Source organism: Flavobacterium longum (assembly GCF_965137575.1).
GTDB classification, from domain to species: Bacteria; Bacteroidota; Bacteroidia; order Flavobacteriales; family Flavobacteriaceae; genus Flavobacterium; species Flavobacterium longum.
On sequence record NZ_CBCRZJ010000005.1, the window covers coordinates 169,073 to 184,611 of the forward strand.

The following is a 15,539-nucleotide window of genomic DNA, read 5'->3' on the forward strand; positions in this document are numbered from 1 at the left end:
GGGCTTTATAAAAATGGCTTGCGCCGCGAGGACTTGGAGCGAACAGCCGGATAAGCTGCCAATAAAAAATCCCGGCGCAAAACCGGGATTCTTATTTTATAGTAAGCAAGACTTATTGCTCGGCTACGATTTCGTATGGAAGCTCAACGACCACATCGCGGTGCAAACGCACGTTGGCGGTGTATTTTCCGGTACGCTTCACGATGCCCGAAGTGATGTACTTGCGGTCAATGTTTTGCCCGGCAGCTGCCAAAGACTCGGCGATGTCTGCATTGGTCACTGAACCAAACAGTTTGTCGCCACCGGCTTTTGCCGTAATCTTGATCTCCAAAGCCTTCAAGCTTTCTGCTTGTTTCTTGGCGTCGTCAACCAATTTGGCTTCTTTGTGCGCTTTTTGCCTGAGGTTTTCAGCCAAAACTTTTTTAGCTGACGGCGTAGCCATGGTGGCCAAACCTTGTGGGATCAAAAAGTTGCGTCCGTAGCCTGGCTTAACCGTTACGATATCGTCTTTAAATCCTAAATTTTGAACGTCTTGTTTTAAGATCAATTCCATGTTGATGTCCTTTTTAGAGAAGTTAGGTTTCGCTTACCGAAAACCAACAACCAGGTTTATAAATTATTTCAATAAGTCGGCAACGTAAGGCATCAAGGCCAAGTGACGCGCCCTTTTTACGGCTACAGATACTTTCCTTTGGAATTTCAAAGAAGTTCCGGTCAAGCGACGTGGCAGGATTTTACCTTGCTCGTTCACGAACTTCAACAAGAAGTCAGGATCTTTGTAGTCTACGTATTTAATACCGGCTTTCTTGAAGCGGCAGTATTTCTTTGTTTTGTTGGTCTCGATGTTCAACGGAGTCAAATACCTAATGTCTCCGTCTTTCTTTCCTTTAGCTGATTGCTCGATTGTTGACATGTGCTTAAGCTTTTTCAGTTTTTAATTTCGCTCTTCTTCTTTCTGCCCAAGATACGGCATGTTTGTCAAGGCTGACCGTCAGGAAACGCATCACGCGCTCGTCGCGACGGAATTCAGTTTCAAACGGAGCGAGCACTTCGCCCGGAGCCGTGAATTCAAACAAATGGTAAAATCCACTCTTCTTGTTTTGGATTTCGTAAGCCATTTTCTTCAGGCCCCAATCTTCTTTCGATACCATAGTGGCACCGCGCGAAGTAAGGAAATCTTCGAATTTGCTTACTGTTTCCTTTACCTGAACCTCAGATAAAACGGGATTTAAAATGAAAACAGTTTCGTAATGATTCATAAAAATTAATGTTTAGAATTTCAAAATGTGCGCAAAATTAGTAAATAAATTTTAATAAACAAGTAAAAACAAACTTTATTCGTTCAAATGCAAAAAAATCCGATAATCGTTAGGTTGGTTCAAAAAAACTATTTATGTTTGTCTCACCAAATCTATTAATAAATGTGAGTTATGAAACTAAATTGTGTTGTTGTAGATGATAGTTCGATCCAACGAATGATCATCGCAAAGTTAGTGAATAATCACCCCAATTTACATCTTGTGGGCGATTTTTCTAATGCAATCGAAGCAAAGAATTGCATGTCTGTTCACACGGTCGATTTGATATTCCTGGATATCGAAATGCCCGTGATCTCTGGTTTTGATTTCCTTGACGGATTGAAAGTAAAGCCACAGATTATCTTTATCACTTCTAAGGCCGAGTACGCGCTCAAGGCGTTTGACTACGATGCTACGGATTACCTACAAAAACCGATTGCCTTAGACCGTTTCAATGCTTCCGTAAAAAGGGCGATGGATTTCCACATGCTCAAGCGTGAAAACCACGAGGAAGAAGGAGAACACATCTTTATCAAGTCTAACCTCAAGAAACTGAAAGTCTACACCAACAAGATCAAATGGATCGAGGCTTTCGGCGACTATGTAAAGGTAGTGACCGAAGAAGATTCCAACTTGGTGCTTTCTACGATGAAGTCTTTCGAGAAGGATTTGTCTAAGGACAAGTTCATCCGGGTACACAAATCGTACATCATCAACATTGACAAAGTCGAAAGGTTTAACAGTAAATTTGCCGAAATCGGGATTACAAAAATACCTTTGAGCCGCAACAAGAAAGACGATCTTGTCCGCGCGCTGGCGATTGCCTAATCTTCGTTAATAGAAATCCACATTCACCGTTACTTTAACGTTTCGGTATTGCGGAATCGCTTCAAAACTGTCCAGGATTTTCCGGACAGTTTTTTTTGTGCCGTCCAATTTGGCTTCCGGCGGGATTTTCACCATGATGGTCCGGATGTATTCATTGCGGATACGCCCGATGGCTGGCTCTTCGGGGCCGAGTACGGGCATATTCAAATGCTGCGAGAAGACATTGTACAACCATCTCGCGCTTTCGGTCAGCCGGTCGAAATCACGGTGGCGTAGGGTAAGTTTGATCAATTTAAAGAACGGCGGGTATTTGTAGATGCGGCGTTCGTACAATTGTTCGGTGAACATGCCTGCGTAATCGTTCCGCGTGACCTGTTGGATGGTATTGTGCATCGGGTTGTACGTTTGGATGATGACTTTGCCGCGTTTGGACGAACGGCCCGAACGGCCCGAAACCTGCGCCATCATCTGGTAGCTGCGCTCGAAAGCCCTGAAATCCGGATGATAGAGCATGTTATCGGCGTTCATGATGCCTACAAGGCTAACGTTGTCGAAATCCAATCCTTTGGCCAGCATCTGTGTCCCGACCAGCACATCGACTTCGCGGTTCTTGAAGCTGTCGATGATTTTCTCGAAACCGAACTTGCCTTTGGTCGTGTCCTGATCCATACGCCCGATGGTATGTTTAGGAAACAATTGCTGTAACTCCAGCTGGATTTGTTCGGTACCGAAACCCTTGGTGGTCAAATCGACACTATTGCAAGCATGGCAGTGCGTGGGTTTGGCGATCGTGTAGCCGCAGTAATGGCACCGCAACTGGTTTTTGAACTTGTGGTACGTTAAACTGACGTCGCAGTGTTGGCATTGCGGCACGTGCCCACAGGTCAGGCATTCCAGCACCGGCGAATACCCGCGGCGGTTCTGGAACAAAATCACTTGCTCGCCCAACGAAAGCGCATTGCCGATGTGTTCTTGCAACACGTCCGAAAAATGACCGTTCATCTGCTTGCGGAAATATTTGTCCTTTAAATCGACGAGTTCTACATCGGGAAGCAGTACGCTCCCGAAGCGTTCGGTGAGTTCGGTCAGGCCGTATTTGCCGGTTTCGGCGTTGTGGTAGGATTCGATAGACGGCGTGGCCGAACCCAGCAAGACTTTTGCGCCGTGCATTTTTGCCAATACGATGGCTGCATCGCGCGCATGGTAACGCGGCGCCGGATCTTGTTGCTTGAACAGCTGCTCGTGCTCTTCGTCGATGATGACCAATCCTAAATCCTGAAACGGCAGGAACAGCGCCGAACGCGCCCCGATGACGATTTGTGCATTTTCGGAACCGGCCAATACGTTTTGCCACACTTCCACCCTTTCGTTGTTGCTGTATTTGGAATGGAAAACCGCAACTTTATTCCCGAAATATTTGGTCAATCGACCGACGAGTTGTGCCGTCAAGGCGATTTCCGGTACGAGATACAGCACCTGCTTTCCGGTTTCGGCGACCACATCGATCAACCGTGTGTAGATCTCCGTTTTTCCGCTGGAAGTCACGCCATGCAGTAGATTCACGTCTTTTTCCTCAAAATTACTTGTGATGGAATCGAACGCCTTTTGCTGGGCTGCACTCAATTCCGGTTGCGACAAGCCGTCGTCGTCGAAGTTCACGCGATCATGCTGGATGTAATATTCCTCGAAAATCCCTTTATCGACAAGCGCTTTCAAAATGGTTGACGTCGCGCCGGCGGCTTCGACCAGTTCTTTTACGGAAATCGGCTTGCGCGCAGTCTTTAACTGGAAATAAGCCAGCACCAATTCCTTCTGCTTCTGTGCGTTTTTCAGGATATCGAGCAATTCCGACAAGCCTTGCTGGCTTTCCAGTTCCGGGAAAAGCCGCACATAACGCTGTAATTTTGGCTTGTACGTCTCGGAAATCTCTTCCTGCAAGGTCACGATGTTTTTCTCCATCATCTGCCGCAACACCGGAAATACGCTTTTTTTACCGAGTACGCTCATGACCTCCTGCACACGCAAAGAAGATTGTTGTTGCAGGGCTTGGTAGATCAGGAATTCCTCGTCGGGCATTTCTGGCATTTCTGGCATTTCAGGCTGTAGCGAAATGATGGTTTCGCTTTCCAACAACAGTGCAGACGGCATCGCCCCGCGGAATACATCGCCCAGACTACACATATAATAGGACGCGATCCATTGCCAGTGTTCGAGTTGCGTTTGCGTTACGGTTGGTTTCTCGTCAAGGATTTGATGGATTTCCTTCGCCTGATACAATTCAGGTTGCCGCTCGTGCAGTTCGAGCACCAAACCCGTATAGATCTTTTGCTTACCGAAGGGCACAGCCACGCGCATACCCGGTTTCAGATAGGCGGATTCGGCCTGCGAAATACTATAGGTAAACGTGCGGGCGAGCGATAACGGCAGGATGATTTCGGCGAAATAAGACATCTGGATGGCAAAGATAGTTTTCTTTTAGGGAAGGTTCAGGGTTCAAGGGGTAAGGTTACGGCCTACAGCTATCAAACGTTGAACGTTAAACTTTACTTGACCCGATGCCAATATTGCGTGCGTCCGAACAGCGAAATGCCCACATAGCCGCGGACCTTGAGTTTGTCCTTGTTTTCGAGTTTGACAATGCATTCGTAGATGCGGCCGTGCTTCGGGTCGAGGATTTTGCCTTTGTACGCGTTGTCATCGCGTAACAATCCCTTGATGACGACCAACCCCATAATGGGTTTGTCTTTGTCTGAACCATCACATTTTGAACAGGTCTTGGTGCGGTCTGAAGGGTTGAGCAATTCGGCTACGCGACCGAAGATTTTGCCTTTCGATTCGTAAATCTCTACGATGGACACCGCTTTGCCCGTTTCGTCGTCGATGGTTTTCCAACGGCCGACAATACTTGATTTTTGGGCAAACGCCGCAGAAGTCATCAGCAAGAACCACAGCGCAAACGGCTTCATATACTGCTTTTTAGTCGCCCTAAAATAGCGAAAAAAAGATGCGCGCGTTATTTTGTGAATAAGTTTTTGTGCTTGATACGGTTGATGGCCGCGTTCAATTCGAAGCCCAACAGCAGGATGACACAGTTGAGCCAGATGTAGAACATCAGGATAAGTAATGTCCCGATGGAACCGTACAACTCGTTGTATTTGGCGAATTTAACGACCCAAATTCCGAAGAAATAGGACGAGATGACAATCAATATGGTCGTAAAAACCGATCCGATCGAAATAAACGAACGCTTCCCGGTGTGTTTCGTCCCGAACTTGAGCATGAGCGAAGTCGTCATCAAGATCATCAACAACAAGAAAAGGTAACGGCTCCAGACCAAAATCGGGATGTTGTCGCTAAGCACGTCCTGGATTTTGGTCATCTGGATGAATACTTCGAAGACGACAATGGTCGCCACGGTGACAATTAAGATGACCGACAGCAACAGTGAAATGGCCAACGCCACCAGATATTGCCTGACGAAACCGCGCTTGACGATGACATGGTGCGAAGTCTCGAAACCGCCGAGCACGGAATTCACACCGTTCGCCATCACGAAAATCGACAACAAGAAACCCGATGACAACAAGCCACTGTGCGAATTGTTCATAATGTCGCTCAAGATCGTAAACACCGCCGAATAGGTTTTGGGCGGCACGCTGTCTTCCACGAACTTCAGGAAATCCGCCTGAAAATTATCGATCGGGATGTACGGCACCAAGTTGAGCACGAACAGCGCAAACGGAAACAGCGCCATAAAGAAACTGAAGGCAATGGCCGCCGCGCGATAGGTCACCGCGCCTTCGGCCAGCCCGACCAAATAAATCTCCAGCAGTTCATACAACGACAGCCCGCCCAGAAAGCCCAATTTGACTTTCTTCAACGGCCGGACGGCGTACTTGACGACCGGGATTGTGGCGAGTTTGTCTTCTATTTCTTGTGACAATGGAATTTGAAAATTTGGAAATTTGGAAATGCCTGAACGCAGCCTCCACCGAAAATTAAATTATTAATTATTCATTATCAATTATTAATTGTCGATCGCTTTGAGGCTTAAATCCATATTATATACGGAATGCGTCAGCGCGCCCGATGAAATGCAATCTACACCGCACTCGGCATATGCCCGTATCGTTTTCTCGTTGATGTTGCCCGACGATTCGGTCTGGCACCGATCGCCGATGATGGCCACGGCCTGACGCGTCATCTCGTAATCGAAATTGTCCAGCAAAATACGAAAAACGCCGCCAGCCGCAAGGATTTCTTCGACTTCTGAGAGGTTGCGCGCCTCGACGATGATTTTCAGATCGAGGTTGTTCGCTGCCAGATACGCTTTGGTCTTGTCGATGGCCGCCGTAATGCCGCCCGCAAAATCGTTGTGGTTGTCTTTCAGCATGATCATGTCGTACAAGGCAAAACGATGGTTTTCGCCGCCGCCGATCTTCACCGCCCATTTTTCGGCCGCGCGGAAACCCGGCGTGGTCTTGCGGGTATCGAGCACTTTAGTCTTCGTGCCGTCGAGCAATTTCACATACGAATTGGTTTTGGTGGCGATGGCCGACATGCGTTGCATGGAATTCAGCACGAGCCGTTCGGCCTTGAGAATGGATTGGGAACTGCCGGAAACATGGAACACGACATCGCCGTATTTTACAGGCGTACCGTCTTCGATGAACGTTTCCACGACCAAGCCCGGATCAACGTAGTTGAAAATCATCTTCGCGAAACCAACGCCCGCAATGATGCCGTTGTCCTTAACCAGCAATTTGGCCTTGCCCCTGGCCGTTGCCGGAATGCACGCCAAGGAACTGTGGTCGCCCTCGCCGATGTCCTCGCGGATGCCGTTGGCAATGATTAAACGTAATTCCTCGTTGAATTGTGCTTCGCTGATCATGACTTGATATTATGACGCGAAATTAGCAACAATTACCCATTTGGAAAAACCCTGCGGTTGTTTATCTTTGGATATGCACCAACCCGTACCCATTCCGTTGCCGTCGCCTGAAAGGGAAATCATCTCCAGCCGCATATTCCATTGGTCGAAGGAAAAAATCTTCGCCGCTTGGTCTGACCCGGACTGGCTGCAAAAATGGTGGGGACCGAAAGGCTTCACCAATACGTTCCATGTTTTTGACTTCACGCCCGGCGGCCACTGGAAACTCACGATGCACGGCCCGGAGAAAGGAAATTACGAGAACGAATCGGTCTTCCAGGAAATCATTCCCGGCGAATTGATTTACTGGCACCGGCTTACACAACCGTATTTTAATGTAGTGGTTACTTTTGAAAAAGTCGACGACGACCATACGAAATTGGTCTTCCGGATGATTTTCCCGTCCGAAGAAGGTCGTGCGAAGGTCATCCAATTTGTACCGGCGGCCAATGAAGAGAATTTTGACCGGCTGGAGCAAGTCCTAAAACAGATGCCATGAAACTCGAACACCGTTCCCAGAAAGTCATTCCGTGGCAATTGTTCGCGAAGCGCTTGCTGCGTTACACGGGTTTTGCGGCGTTGTTGATTGCATTCTCACTGGGCATGGGCATTTTGGGCTATGAACATTTCTGCGGGCTGGATTTCATCGACAGTTTGTACATGTCGAGCATGATCTTGACGGGAATGGGTCCGATCCCGAATGTGGAGATGACCACCACATCGGCCAAACTGTTCTCCTCTGCATATGCGTTGTACAGCGGCGTGGCGTTCCTGAGCATCACGGCCGTGTTCTTCGCCCCGATTATCCATCGATTGCTCCACATCCTTCAAGTGGAAACAGACGAACAGCAAGACTAAATATGGAAAACGAATATAAAATACCGGCGCAAACCCGCATCGGCCATGTCCATTTAAAGGTTTCCAACCTCCAGCGTTCGCTCGACTTTTACTGCGGCGTATTGGGTTTTGAATTGACGACGATGTACGGCACGGACGCCGCCTTCATTTCGGCAGGCGGTTATCATCATCATATCGGATTGAATACCTGGTACAGCAAAGATAGCCCGAGGCCAGGCGTACACAGTCCGGGGCTTTTCCATACGGCCATCCTCTATCCGACCCGAAAAGACCTCGCGGCAATCTTCGAACGCGTCCGCGCAGCCAATTATCCGTTCACCGGGTTCGCCGACCACGGCGTTTCAGAAGCTTTGTATCTCGACGATCCAGATGGCAACGGCGTGGAATTGTACTGGGACAAACCGCGCGACCAATGGCCGGTAAAACCCGACGGCTCGCTGGAAATGTACACCAAGGCACTCGACTTGGATCATTTGCGGGCGGAACTGGAACGGTAAAATCGCTATATTTGGCGTTCACATAAACCTAAAAACATGGCATCAATCAATCCTTATTTGACCTTCGCGGGAAACTGCGAAGAGGCGTTTCATTTTTACAAATCGGTCTTTGGCGGTGAATTCGCCTACTTCGGGCGTTTCAACGAAATGCCGCCGATGGAAGGCAGTGAAGACTGCGGCCCGATGTCGGAAGAAGACGGCAACAAAGTCATGCACGTCTCGCTCCCGATTTCAGGGGAAACCATTCTTATGGGCAGCGACAGTCTGGCATCCTGGGGACAAGTAACGGTCCAAGGCAGCAATTTCGCCGTTTCCATCAATACGGGCAGTACCGAAGAGGCAGACCGTTTGTTCAACGGGCTTTCTGCCGACGGACAAGTAACCATGCCGCTACAGAAAACTTTTTGGGGCGCATACTTCGGGATGTTCACCGACAAGTTCGGCATCCACTGGATGGTCAATTTCGACGAAAACCCAATGAAATAAATGAAAGCCGCGATTGCGGCTTTTTTTCCACACCTTATGAATATCAAGCTACTGGCCATCGGAAAAACCGACAACAAAGCACTGCAGTCGCTCATTGACGATTACACGAAACGCTTATCGTTCTACATCAAATTCGAGCTGGAGATCATCCCTGACCTCAAGAACGCGAAAAACCTGAGCCAGTTGCAGCAAAAGGAAAAAGAAGGTGAACTGATCTTGTCGAAAATCACGGCGTCGGAGCAAATGATTTTGCTGGACGAAAACGGGAAATCCTTTTCAAGCGTGGCGTTTTCGGACGAGTTGCAGAAAAAAATGAACGCCGGCATCAAGACTTTGGTATTTGTCATCGGCGGGCCGTATGGCTTTTCGGAGGCCGTCTACGCCAAAGCCAGCGGGAAGATTTCGCTTTCGGCCATGACATTTTCACACCAGATGGTGCGGTTGTTTTTCATTGAACAAGTATACCGTGCATTTACGATTTTGCGCGGCGAACCTTACCACCACAATTGACAATTCTCAATTCTCAATTCACAATTCACAATTTACAATTGAAAAATAGCTAATGATCTACTGGGACAGTTGGAATAACTTCACAGCTTCAACGGCTTCTTTCACATCGTGGACGCGGAGGATTTTGGCTCCTTTAGACAACGCTATCGTATGTAAAACCGTGCTGCCATTCAAGGCCTCTGCGGCGCTCGTTCCCAGGGGTTTATACACCATTGACTTACGGGAAACGCCCACGAGCAGCGGTAATTCCAGAATCGAGAAATCCTCAAGACGGCGCAATACTTCGTAGTTCTGTTCCAGCGTTTTGGCGAATCCGAACCCAGGATCGATCAATACATCGTTGATGCCGAAGCTTCTGGCCGCAGTGGTTTTTTCGGCGAAATACAACAACATTTCCTTTACGATGTCATCATAATCAGTAAGCGTTTGCATCGTCGATGGATTGCCGCGCATGTGCATCATGATGTACGGCACCTGCAAAGCCGCGACGGTTTCCATCATATCGGCATCGAGGTTTCCGGCAGAGATATCATTGACGATGGCCGCGCCGCTTTCAATGGCCGCCCGCGCCACGCTGCTCCGGAATGTATCCACCGAGACAACGGCATTCGGAAATTCCTTGACTATGGCCGTAACCGCAGGAACGACGCGCCGGATTTCATCGGTTTCTGCCACTTCAGACGCGCCGGGCCGGGACGAATAACCGCCAATGTCGATAAAATCAGCGCCGTCAGACAACATCGATTCCGCCTGACGCAACACGGCCATGTCATTGTTGTAGCGTCCGCCATCAAAAAATGAATCGGGCGTGACGTTAAGAATGCCCATCACTTTTGGTGTGTTTACATCGATAAGCCTGCCTTTGCAATTGATGGTCATGGGTTACGTATTTGTTAGTTTGACGTTCAACGTTTGACTTTCTACTTTCGACTAATATTCCTATTTTTGACGCGAAGCCGAAACGCCAGACGAGCGCTCGCTAAAAAATCGACTACAAATATAGCCATTAGATGGAGAAAACTTCCAAGGAATACGACAGCGTCATCGCCATTTGCCGCACGCTGTACGCCAACAAAATGAAAGATTACGGCCCGGCGTGGCGCATCCTGAGGCTTCCATCATTGACCGACCAGATTTTCATCAAGGCGCAACGCATCCGGAGTTTGCAGGAAAATGCCATTCGGAAAGTCGATGAAGACGAAACCGGCGAATTCATCGGCATCATCAACTACTGCATCATGGCGCTCATTCAACTGGAATTGGGCGTGGCCGACCAGCCAGACCTCGATGCGGGCACCGCGCTTTCCTTGTACGATGCCAAGATCGGCGTGACCAAAAATCTGATGCTGGCCAAAAACCACGACTACGGCGAAGCTTGGCGCGACATGCGCGTGAGTTCGCTGACCGATTTGATTTTGCAGAAACTGCTCCGCGTGAAACAAATCGAGGACAACAAAGGGAAAACGCTCGTGTCTGAAGGCATCGAAGCCAATTATCAGGACATGATCAATTATGCCGTTTTCGCTTTGATCTTAAGTGGTTTCGGCAAATAACAACTCATTAACAACTCAAGGAACACCGACGCCGTACTTTTGTAAAAAAAGAATATTATGACCGACAACACCAAGAGCAGCCTGGCCTGGAGCATCCGCATCATCATCAGTTTTTTGTTCCTGCTTTCGGCCGTGGCTAAAATGTATCCTTCGCCCTATTTTGCAATTTCGACCTTCGAGGTCAAGCAATTGTACCCGATGGGTTTTTCGGAAAGCTTCGCACCCTATTTCTCGCGGATTTTAATCGGGATCGAATTTGCCCTTGGCTTGCTCATCCTTCAAAAACATTTCCTGAGGAACATCGTGATTCCGGCCACATTGCTGATGCTTGCCGTTTTTACGACGCATTTGTCCATCGAAACTTTTATGCAAGGCGGCAACACGGGCAATTGCGGCTGCTTCGGCAGTTTGCTCCCGATGACGCCGATTGAAGCCATCATCAAGAATGTCGTGGCGATGGCGTTGCTGGTTTACCTGCTGAAGGTTTTGCCGAAAAGCCAGTCGGTGAATGGCAACATCTGGATTTTGCTGGCCGGTTTGTTTGCCTCGGTCCTGATGGTTTTCATGGCCGCTCCGATACAGCCAGCGACGCCTGAATTTACCGTGGGCGATGTAGAAACAGCTGTCATTGATTCCGTGCAGGCCATCGAACCACCTGTCGCGGAAACGCCGAAAGTCGACACGTTACAGGCCAAGCCTGCCGAAGTGATTCCTGCACAAACAGCCCAGCCAGAAGCCGTTGAGCCGCCTAAAACCAAGTCGGGTTACGCGCAATTTTTCCCGTCGATCGACAAAGGCCGTAAAACCCTGTGCTTCTTCGTTCCCGGCTGCGACCATTGTATGGAAGCCGCCAAGGAACTGACGGAATTGAGAAAGAAAGACAAGAACTTCCCTGAGATCAATATTGTCTTCATGAACGAAGAACCGGAAAAAATCCCTGCATTCTTTGAATTTGCCGGCGCGGAATATCCGTATAAGATTATCGAGATTATTCCGTTTTGGAAGGTACTCGGCCAAGGGAAAGACACGCCGGGCGTAAAATATTTGTGGAATGGCAACTCCTATGTTTATTATTGGGGCATTTCCGAGAACAAATTCAATGCGGCCGAATACCACAAAATCACCAAAAAAACTTTTGCGGAACTGAAAAACACAAATCCGTAAAGACAATTTGTTACATTGCAAACCCAAATAAATTGCTAAACGTACCAACATGTCCGATTTAAAAATAGACTCGAAGAAACATTTCAACAAGATTGCGATTGCCGCGGTGGTTGGATTGGCCATCGGTATTTTCCTGCTCGAAGATCTGGCCAAAAGAGAGAAAATGCCGTTGGGGCAAACGTTCTACATTCTCACAGGATGTGCGCTGATTGCCGTATCAGGAATCATTCTGCTGGCCATTTTGAAAAAACGGTTCTTTCCGAAAAAGAAGAAAAGGCGCAAAAGCAGCCGTCCGGTATTTTTAAAAGACGTAGAGAAAAACAGTGCCCAACAGAAAACAACACATCCGCAAAAAAAATGAAAAACATAGCCCTTATCTTTTCGGTAATCCTATTCGCCTCATGTCAGGCGCAGGACAAGCAATTTTCCAAAGAAGCATTGTCGCAGAAATTGGTTTCATTGGAAGGAAACGACGTTGACCTGGGAAGCATCATCAAACGGCATCAGGGCAAAACAGTCCTGATTGAGGTTTGGGCTTCGTGGTGCAGCGATTGTGTGAAAGCGATGCCGCTTTTGAAAGACACGCAATCTAAAAACCCCGACGTAGATTATGTCTTCATTTCGATGGACAAAACCGCCGATGCTTGGAAGAAAGGCATCGAAAAACACGCGCTTACCGGCGAACATTATTGGACGCCAGACGGTATGAAAGGCGCTTTCGGGAAAGCAGCAGACGTGGATTGGATTCCACGCTACATCATTGTAGATGCGGCCGGAAAAGTCATCGTGTATCGCGCCATCGAGAAAGACTTCGAAAAAATCAACACCATACTCAAACAACAAACCGCCAAGAAATGAGAACCAAGATCGTCGCCGGAAACTGGAAAATGCACAAGAATGCTGAGGAAACCGAAGATTTGCTCAATGAATTGATCGATCGGATTCCGGGCGATACAGACGTTCGGGTGATTGTGGCACCGACGTTCGTGAACCTTGCTTCCGCGGCCGATCATTTGGAATTCACCCCGATTGAAGTCGCGGCGCAGAACATGCACCAGGCCGAAAGCGGCGCGTATACCGGCGAGATTTCGGCGGGCATGCTCAAAAGTGTGGGTGTCAACATCGTGATTCTTGGGCATTCCGAACGCCGCTCCTATTTCCATGAAACCGACGCCACGATTGCCTTCAAGACCGACGCGGCGTTACAGCACGACATGGAAGTGATTTTCTGCTTTGGCGAGGAATTGAAAGACAGACAGTCCGGCAACCATTTCAACATCGTCGAAAACCAATTGCGCGATGGCTTATTCCATCTGGAAGAGAAAGATTGGGAACAGATCATCCTAGCCTATGAACCCGTTTGGGCAATCGGCACCGGCGAAACCGCCACGCCGGACCAAGCACAGGAGATGCATGCGTTCATCCGCGAAACCGTACGCCAGAAATATGGCAGCGACATCGCCGAAAATGTCAGGATTTTATATGGTGGCAGCGTAAAGCCGGACAATGCGCGTGAGATTTTCTCGAAGCCCGATGTGGATGGCGGACTGATTGGCGGCGCGGCGTTGAAAGCGACCGATTTTGCCGCGATTGTGGCGTCGGCATAGCTTACATGTAAGAAAAACCAGAAGAAAATTTGACAAAAAGTGTATTTTGTCGGTTTTTTTTGCTTTTTATCGAAATAGCACATTATATTTGTCACTGCCCAATTAAATCAAAAATGTGATGAAGCAGTTGATTTTATCTACCGTATTGCTCTTTACCGCTGCGCTGTCTGCACAGACCGATTCGCAGACCCGCTACACGTCTGACACGCGTCAATATTACGTGTGGAGCGAAGCCAGCAAATCTTACATCATGAAAGAGAATGAGTTGGAGAACTCGGTGATTGACATCCGGGAAATCGGCTCGCGCAGCAACGGGTATATCTCCATCAGTTTGGTGGACGACGGCATCGCAAGGCTTTACCACGGTTCCATCACAGCCTATTCGGTCAACACCAAAAACGAGCCTACGTGGCAGCTGCGTTCCAAAACGCTCAAGTCAAAACTGACCTACAATCCTGAAGAACATTCTTTCACGTATTTGTACGAAGCCGATGAAAAGCGCTACAACAAGATTTTCATCTTTAAGTTGAAGCCTGAGGCCAACGAAGACAAGGCCGAGAATTAAATCCCGATCTCAACCTGGAAGCGCAAATACCAATTGTTGCGCGAACTGCCGTCGGCGTAATCGAGCGTATCGAACGTCAATTCTGACTGCAATTTAAAAGTGTGTTCCCAAATGTATTTGGTGACACCCAAACTGTATTGCTTGGTGTGCGGCGCAAAATCATGCACTTCGGGATGCGCTTTCTGTAAGGAATAACGCGCAATCACTTCATAATTCGTCTTGAAATTGTAACTCAACTGGTAATCGAAACCACTTCCGGTGAATACATATTTGGTTTGCGTCGGGTCGTCCGGGTTTACGGTCACCGGATCTTTTGACGTCGTCCGCGACATGAACGCACACATCGCCGCCCAGCCATCGTATTTGAACATGCCGTCCAACATCAGGGTTTTCATCGTTCGGGGTTCGAACAAGTCGTCTCCCAACTGGCCGCCGGTGCGCCGGGCCTGATTGTTTTGCTGGAACGCGCCGGAAATCATCAATTTGGGCTTCTTTTCCCGGACGACATCGCCTTCGAAATACGTTCCGTCCTTGGCAAAAGCACCGAAGGGCAACACTTCCACTTTTCCGGTCACGGCCACGCCATCATCGGCCTTGCCTGTCACGTTGCGGCCTTCGCCCGTAGAAACTGCGCCCTTAAAGTTATAGGAGAACTTATCGGTGAACTCATTCATCTGGTGCGCCTGAAAACCGAAATCACGGTCAATGGTGAATTTCGCGTTGTTGATGGTGCGGTCGGTCAATTGCAAACCGCCTGATGAATTCACGCGCTGGCGGTTGCCCGGCAATTTGGTTTGGCCGAAACTGAAATTCCAACGCTTGTTCGGCCGGTAAAAAACCACGGCGTCACGGATGATGTTGATGTTTTCGCCTTCCCTGACTTCGCCCACATCGCCCGGCGCGAACGACAATTGTATGGCGTACAGGAATTTAGGATTTCCCACATAACCGTCGAACCGAAGCCTCAAACGCCTGATTTGGCCGTCATAGGCGGGTTTTTCGTCTTCGGTATCGATGTAGGTGACACGGTTCTGCATCCGGAAGCGGATGTTGAGCTGGAACAAACTGTCGGGCGAGGTCAAACCCAAACCTTTGCCGTAGCTGTAATAGGGTAAAGCAGAAAGCTTGAGGTCGTTGTCTGAATGGGTTTGGTGAATGGTCACCTGCGCGTTGGAAATCGTTAGGAAAAACAACAGCAGGAATAAGGAAATTCGGCTCATGTTAAGAAAACATTAGTTGTGTG

21 protein-coding genes are annotated in these 15,539 nt (G+C 48.5%); 12 read left to right on the forward strand and 9 right to left on the reverse strand.

Features of this window, described 5'->3' with window-relative positions:
* Nucleotides 1-112: 112 nt before the first annotated feature.
* The 3 genes from rplI to rpsF form a co-directional block, all read right to left on the reverse strand.
* Complete coding sequence (gene rplI / locus ACM9J1_RS10355) at nt 113-553, reverse strand: 50S ribosomal protein L9 (RefSeq protein WP_415581967.1); 441 nt, start codon at nt 551-553, stop codon at nt 113-115.
* Nucleotides 554-616: 63 nt separating this feature from the next.
* Nucleotides 617-913, reverse strand: coding sequence for a 30S ribosomal protein S18 (rpsR, locus tag ACM9J1_RS10360; RefSeq protein WP_143374229.1), 297 nt, complete (start codon nt 911-913; stop codon nt 617-619).
* A gap of 4 nt (nt 914-917) precedes the next feature.
* Nucleotides 918-1,259: a 30S ribosomal protein S6 gene (rpsF, locus tag ACM9J1_RS10365; protein ID WP_415581968.1), complete on the reverse strand. Its 342-nt coding sequence runs from the start codon at nt 1,257-1,259 to the stop codon at nt 918-920.
* A gap of 171 nt (nt 1,260-1,430) precedes the next feature.
* On the opposite strand from rpsF, the gene ACM9J1_RS10370 reads away from it, so the two are divergent.
* On the forward strand, nt 1,431-2,126 hold the full coding sequence (locus ACM9J1_RS10370) for a LytR/AlgR family response regulator transcription factor (RefSeq protein ID WP_415581969.1): 696 nt from the start codon (nt 1,431-1,433) through the stop codon (nt 2,124-2,126).
* A gap of 6 nt (nt 2,127-2,132) precedes the next feature.
* Here the strand turns inward: ACM9J1_RS10370 and priA are convergent, their stop codons facing one another.
* The 4 genes from priA to nadC form a co-directional block, all read right to left on the reverse strand.
* Nucleotides 2,133-4,577 (reverse strand): replication restart helicase PriA, encoded by a 2,445-nt coding sequence (gene priA, locus ACM9J1_RS10375; RefSeq protein ID WP_415581970.1) that lies wholly within the window; start codon nt 4,575-4,577, stop codon nt 2,133-2,135.
* A gap of 92 nt (nt 4,578-4,669) precedes the next feature.
* Nucleotides 4,670-5,092, reverse strand: a complete 423-nt coding sequence (locus tag ACM9J1_RS10380) for a DUF2147 domain-containing protein (RefSeq protein ID WP_415581971.1) — start codon at nt 5,090-5,092, stop codon at nt 4,670-4,672.
* 47 nt (nt 5,093-5,139) lie between these two features.
* Nucleotides 5,140-6,069 (reverse strand): YihY/virulence factor BrkB family protein, encoded by a 930-nt coding sequence (locus tag ACM9J1_RS10385; RefSeq protein WP_415581972.1) that lies wholly within the window; start codon nt 6,067-6,069, stop codon nt 5,140-5,142.
* A gap of 84 nt (nt 6,070-6,153) precedes the next feature.
* The gene (gene nadC / locus ACM9J1_RS10390; protein ID WP_415581973.1) at nt 6,154-7,017 is read right to left on the reverse strand and encodes a carboxylating nicotinate-nucleotide diphosphorylase; all 864 of its coding nucleotides are present in this window, start codon (nt 7,015-7,017) and stop codon (nt 6,154-6,156) included.
* Between the two features lie 73 nt (nt 7,018-7,090).
* Between nadC and ACM9J1_RS10395 the strand changes: the two genes are divergently transcribed.
* Genes ACM9J1_RS10395 through rlmH form a run of 5 tightly spaced genes read left to right on the forward strand, consistent with a single transcriptional unit; the run spans nt 7,091 to nt 9,407 of the window.
* Nucleotides 7,091-7,555 carry an SRPBCC family protein gene (locus ACM9J1_RS10395; RefSeq protein WP_415581974.1) on the forward strand — a complete coding sequence of 155 codons (465 nt, stop codon included), beginning with the start codon at nt 7,091-7,093 and terminating at the stop codon, nt 7,553-7,555.
* The gene (locus ACM9J1_RS10400; protein ID WP_415581975.1) at nt 7,552-7,914 is read left to right on the forward strand and encodes a hypothetical protein; all 363 of its coding nucleotides are present in this window, start codon (nt 7,552-7,554) and stop codon (nt 7,912-7,914) included. The genes ACM9J1_RS10395 and ACM9J1_RS10400 overlap by 4 nt, the downstream gene beginning before the upstream one ends.
* A 2-nt stretch (nt 7,915-7,916) precedes the next feature.
* A complete protein-coding gene (locus tag ACM9J1_RS10405) occupies nt 7,917-8,411 on the forward strand; it encodes a VOC family protein (RefSeq protein WP_415581976.1) in 495 nt (164 codons plus the stop codon).
* 36 nt (nt 8,412-8,447) lie between these two features.
* A complete protein-coding gene (locus tag ACM9J1_RS10410; RefSeq protein ID WP_415581977.1) occupies nt 8,448-8,897 on the forward strand; it encodes a VOC family protein in 450 nt (149 codons plus the stop codon).
* A gap of 36 nt (nt 8,898-8,933) precedes the next feature.
* The gene (gene rlmH, locus ACM9J1_RS10415) at nt 8,934-9,407 is read left to right on the forward strand and encodes a 23S rRNA (pseudouridine(1915)-N(3))-methyltransferase RlmH (protein ID WP_415581978.1); all 474 of its coding nucleotides are present in this window, start codon (nt 8,934-8,936) and stop codon (nt 9,405-9,407) included.
* 57 nt (nt 9,408-9,464) lie between these two features.
* Here rlmH and folP read toward each other — a convergent pair whose 3' ends face one another.
* A complete protein-coding gene (gene folP, locus ACM9J1_RS10420) occupies nt 9,465-10,286 on the reverse strand; it encodes a dihydropteroate synthase (RefSeq protein ID WP_415581979.1) in 822 nt (273 codons plus the stop codon).
* 131 nt (nt 10,287-10,417) lie between these two features.
* Here folP and ACM9J1_RS10425 point away from each other — a divergent pair, with 131 nt between their 5' ends.
* The 6 genes from ACM9J1_RS10425 (at nt 10,418) to ACM9J1_RS10450 (ending at nt 14,296) form a co-directional block, all read left to right on the forward strand.
* Nucleotides 10,418-10,960, forward strand: a complete 543-nt coding sequence (locus ACM9J1_RS10425) for a DUF1599 domain-containing protein (protein WP_415581980.1) — start codon at nt 10,418-10,420, stop codon at nt 10,958-10,960.
* 57 nt (nt 10,961-11,017) lie between these two features.
* Complete coding sequence (locus ACM9J1_RS10430) at nt 11,018-12,124, forward strand: MauE/DoxX family redox-associated membrane protein (RefSeq protein ID WP_415581981.1); 1,107 nt, start codon at nt 11,018-11,020, stop codon at nt 12,122-12,124.
* Between the two features lie 49 nt (nt 12,125-12,173).
* Nucleotides 12,174-12,485: a hypothetical protein gene (locus ACM9J1_RS10435; RefSeq protein WP_415581982.1), complete on the forward strand. Its 312-nt coding sequence runs from the start codon at nt 12,174-12,176 to the stop codon at nt 12,483-12,485.
* A complete protein-coding gene (locus ACM9J1_RS10440) occupies nt 12,482-12,982 on the forward strand; it encodes a TlpA family protein disulfide reductase (RefSeq protein WP_415581983.1) in 501 nt (166 codons plus the stop codon). Before ACM9J1_RS10435 ends, ACM9J1_RS10440 begins: the two co-directional genes overlap by 4 nt.
* Nucleotides 12,979-13,731: a triose-phosphate isomerase gene (gene tpiA, locus ACM9J1_RS10445; RefSeq protein WP_415581984.1), complete on the forward strand. Its 753-nt coding sequence runs from the start codon at nt 12,979-12,981 to the stop codon at nt 13,729-13,731. Before ACM9J1_RS10440 ends, tpiA begins: the two co-directional genes overlap by 4 nt.
* Nucleotides 13,732-13,849: 118 nt before the next feature.
* Nucleotides 13,850-14,296 (forward strand): hypothetical protein, encoded by a 447-nt coding sequence (locus ACM9J1_RS10450; protein WP_415581985.1) that lies wholly within the window; start codon nt 13,850-13,852, stop codon nt 14,294-14,296.
* On the opposite strand, the gene ACM9J1_RS10455 is transcribed toward ACM9J1_RS10450, so the two are convergent.
* Nucleotides 14,293-15,516, reverse strand: a complete 1,224-nt coding sequence (locus tag ACM9J1_RS10455; RefSeq protein ID WP_415581986.1) for a porin — start codon at nt 15,514-15,516, stop codon at nt 14,293-14,295. The two genes, ACM9J1_RS10450 and ACM9J1_RS10455, sit on opposite strands and share 4 nt — an antisense overlap.
* Between the last annotated feature and the right edge of the window lie 23 nt (nt 15,517-15,539).

Coding starts and splice junctions, on each gene's coding strand:
- rplI (WP_415581967.1), bottom strand. CDS start 553: ATGGAATTGATCTTAAAACAAGACGTTCAAAATTTAGGATTTAAAGAC.
- rpsR (WP_143374229.1), bottom strand. CDS start 913: ATGTCAACAATCGAGCAATCAGCTAAAGGAAAGAAAGACGGAGACATT.
- rpsF (WP_415581968.1), bottom strand. CDS start 1,259: ATGAATCATTACGAAACTGTTTTCATTTTAAATCCCGTTTTATCTGAG.
- ACM9J1_RS10370 (WP_415581969.1), top strand. CDS start 1,431: ATGAAACTAAATTGTGTTGTTGTAGATGATAGTTCGATCCAACGAATG.
- priA (WP_415581970.1), bottom strand. CDS start 4,577: ATGTCTTATTTCGCCGAAATCATCCTGCCGTTATCGCTCGCCCGCACG.
- ACM9J1_RS10380 (WP_415581971.1), bottom strand. CDS start 5,092: ATGAAGCCGTTTGCGCTGTGGTTCTTGCTGATGACTTCTGCGGCGTTT.
- nadC (WP_415581973.1), bottom strand. CDS start 7,017: ATGATCAGCGAAGCACAATTCAACGAGGAATTACGTTTAATCATTGCC.
- ACM9J1_RS10395 (WP_415581974.1), top strand. CDS start 7,091: ATGCACCAACCCGTACCCATTCCGTTGCCGTCGCCTGAAAGGGAAATC.
- ACM9J1_RS10400 (WP_415581975.1), top strand. CDS start 7,552: ATGAAACTCGAACACCGTTCCCAGAAAGTCATTCCGTGGCAATTGTTC.
- ACM9J1_RS10405 (WP_415581976.1), top strand. CDS start 7,917: ATGGAAAACGAATATAAAATACCGGCGCAAACCCGCATCGGCCATGTC.
- ACM9J1_RS10410 (WP_415581977.1), top strand. CDS start 8,448: ATGGCATCAATCAATCCTTATTTGACCTTCGCGGGAAACTGCGAAGAG.
- rlmH (WP_415581978.1), top strand. CDS start 8,934: ATGAATATCAAGCTACTGGCCATCGGAAAAACCGACAACAAAGCACTG.
- folP (WP_415581979.1), bottom strand. CDS start 10,286: ATGACCATCAATTGCAAAGGCAGGCTTATCGATGTAAACACACCAAAA.
- ACM9J1_RS10425 (WP_415581980.1), top strand. CDS start 10,418: ATGGAGAAAACTTCCAAGGAATACGACAGCGTCATCGCCATTTGCCGC.
- ACM9J1_RS10430 (WP_415581981.1), top strand. CDS start 11,018: ATGACCGACAACACCAAGAGCAGCCTGGCCTGGAGCATCCGCATCATC.
- ACM9J1_RS10435 (WP_415581982.1), top strand. CDS start 12,174: ATGTCCGATTTAAAAATAGACTCGAAGAAACATTTCAACAAGATTGCG.
- ACM9J1_RS10440 (WP_415581983.1), top strand. CDS start 12,482: ATGAAAAACATAGCCCTTATCTTTTCGGTAATCCTATTCGCCTCATGT.
- tpiA (WP_415581984.1), top strand. CDS start 12,979: ATGAGAACCAAGATCGTCGCCGGAAACTGGAAAATGCACAAGAATGCT.
- ACM9J1_RS10450 (WP_415581985.1), top strand. CDS start 13,850: ATGAAGCAGTTGATTTTATCTACCGTATTGCTCTTTACCGCTGCGCTG.
- ACM9J1_RS10455 (WP_415581986.1), bottom strand. CDS start 15,516: ATGAGCCGAATTTCCTTATTCCTGCTGTTGTTTTTCCTAACGATTTCC.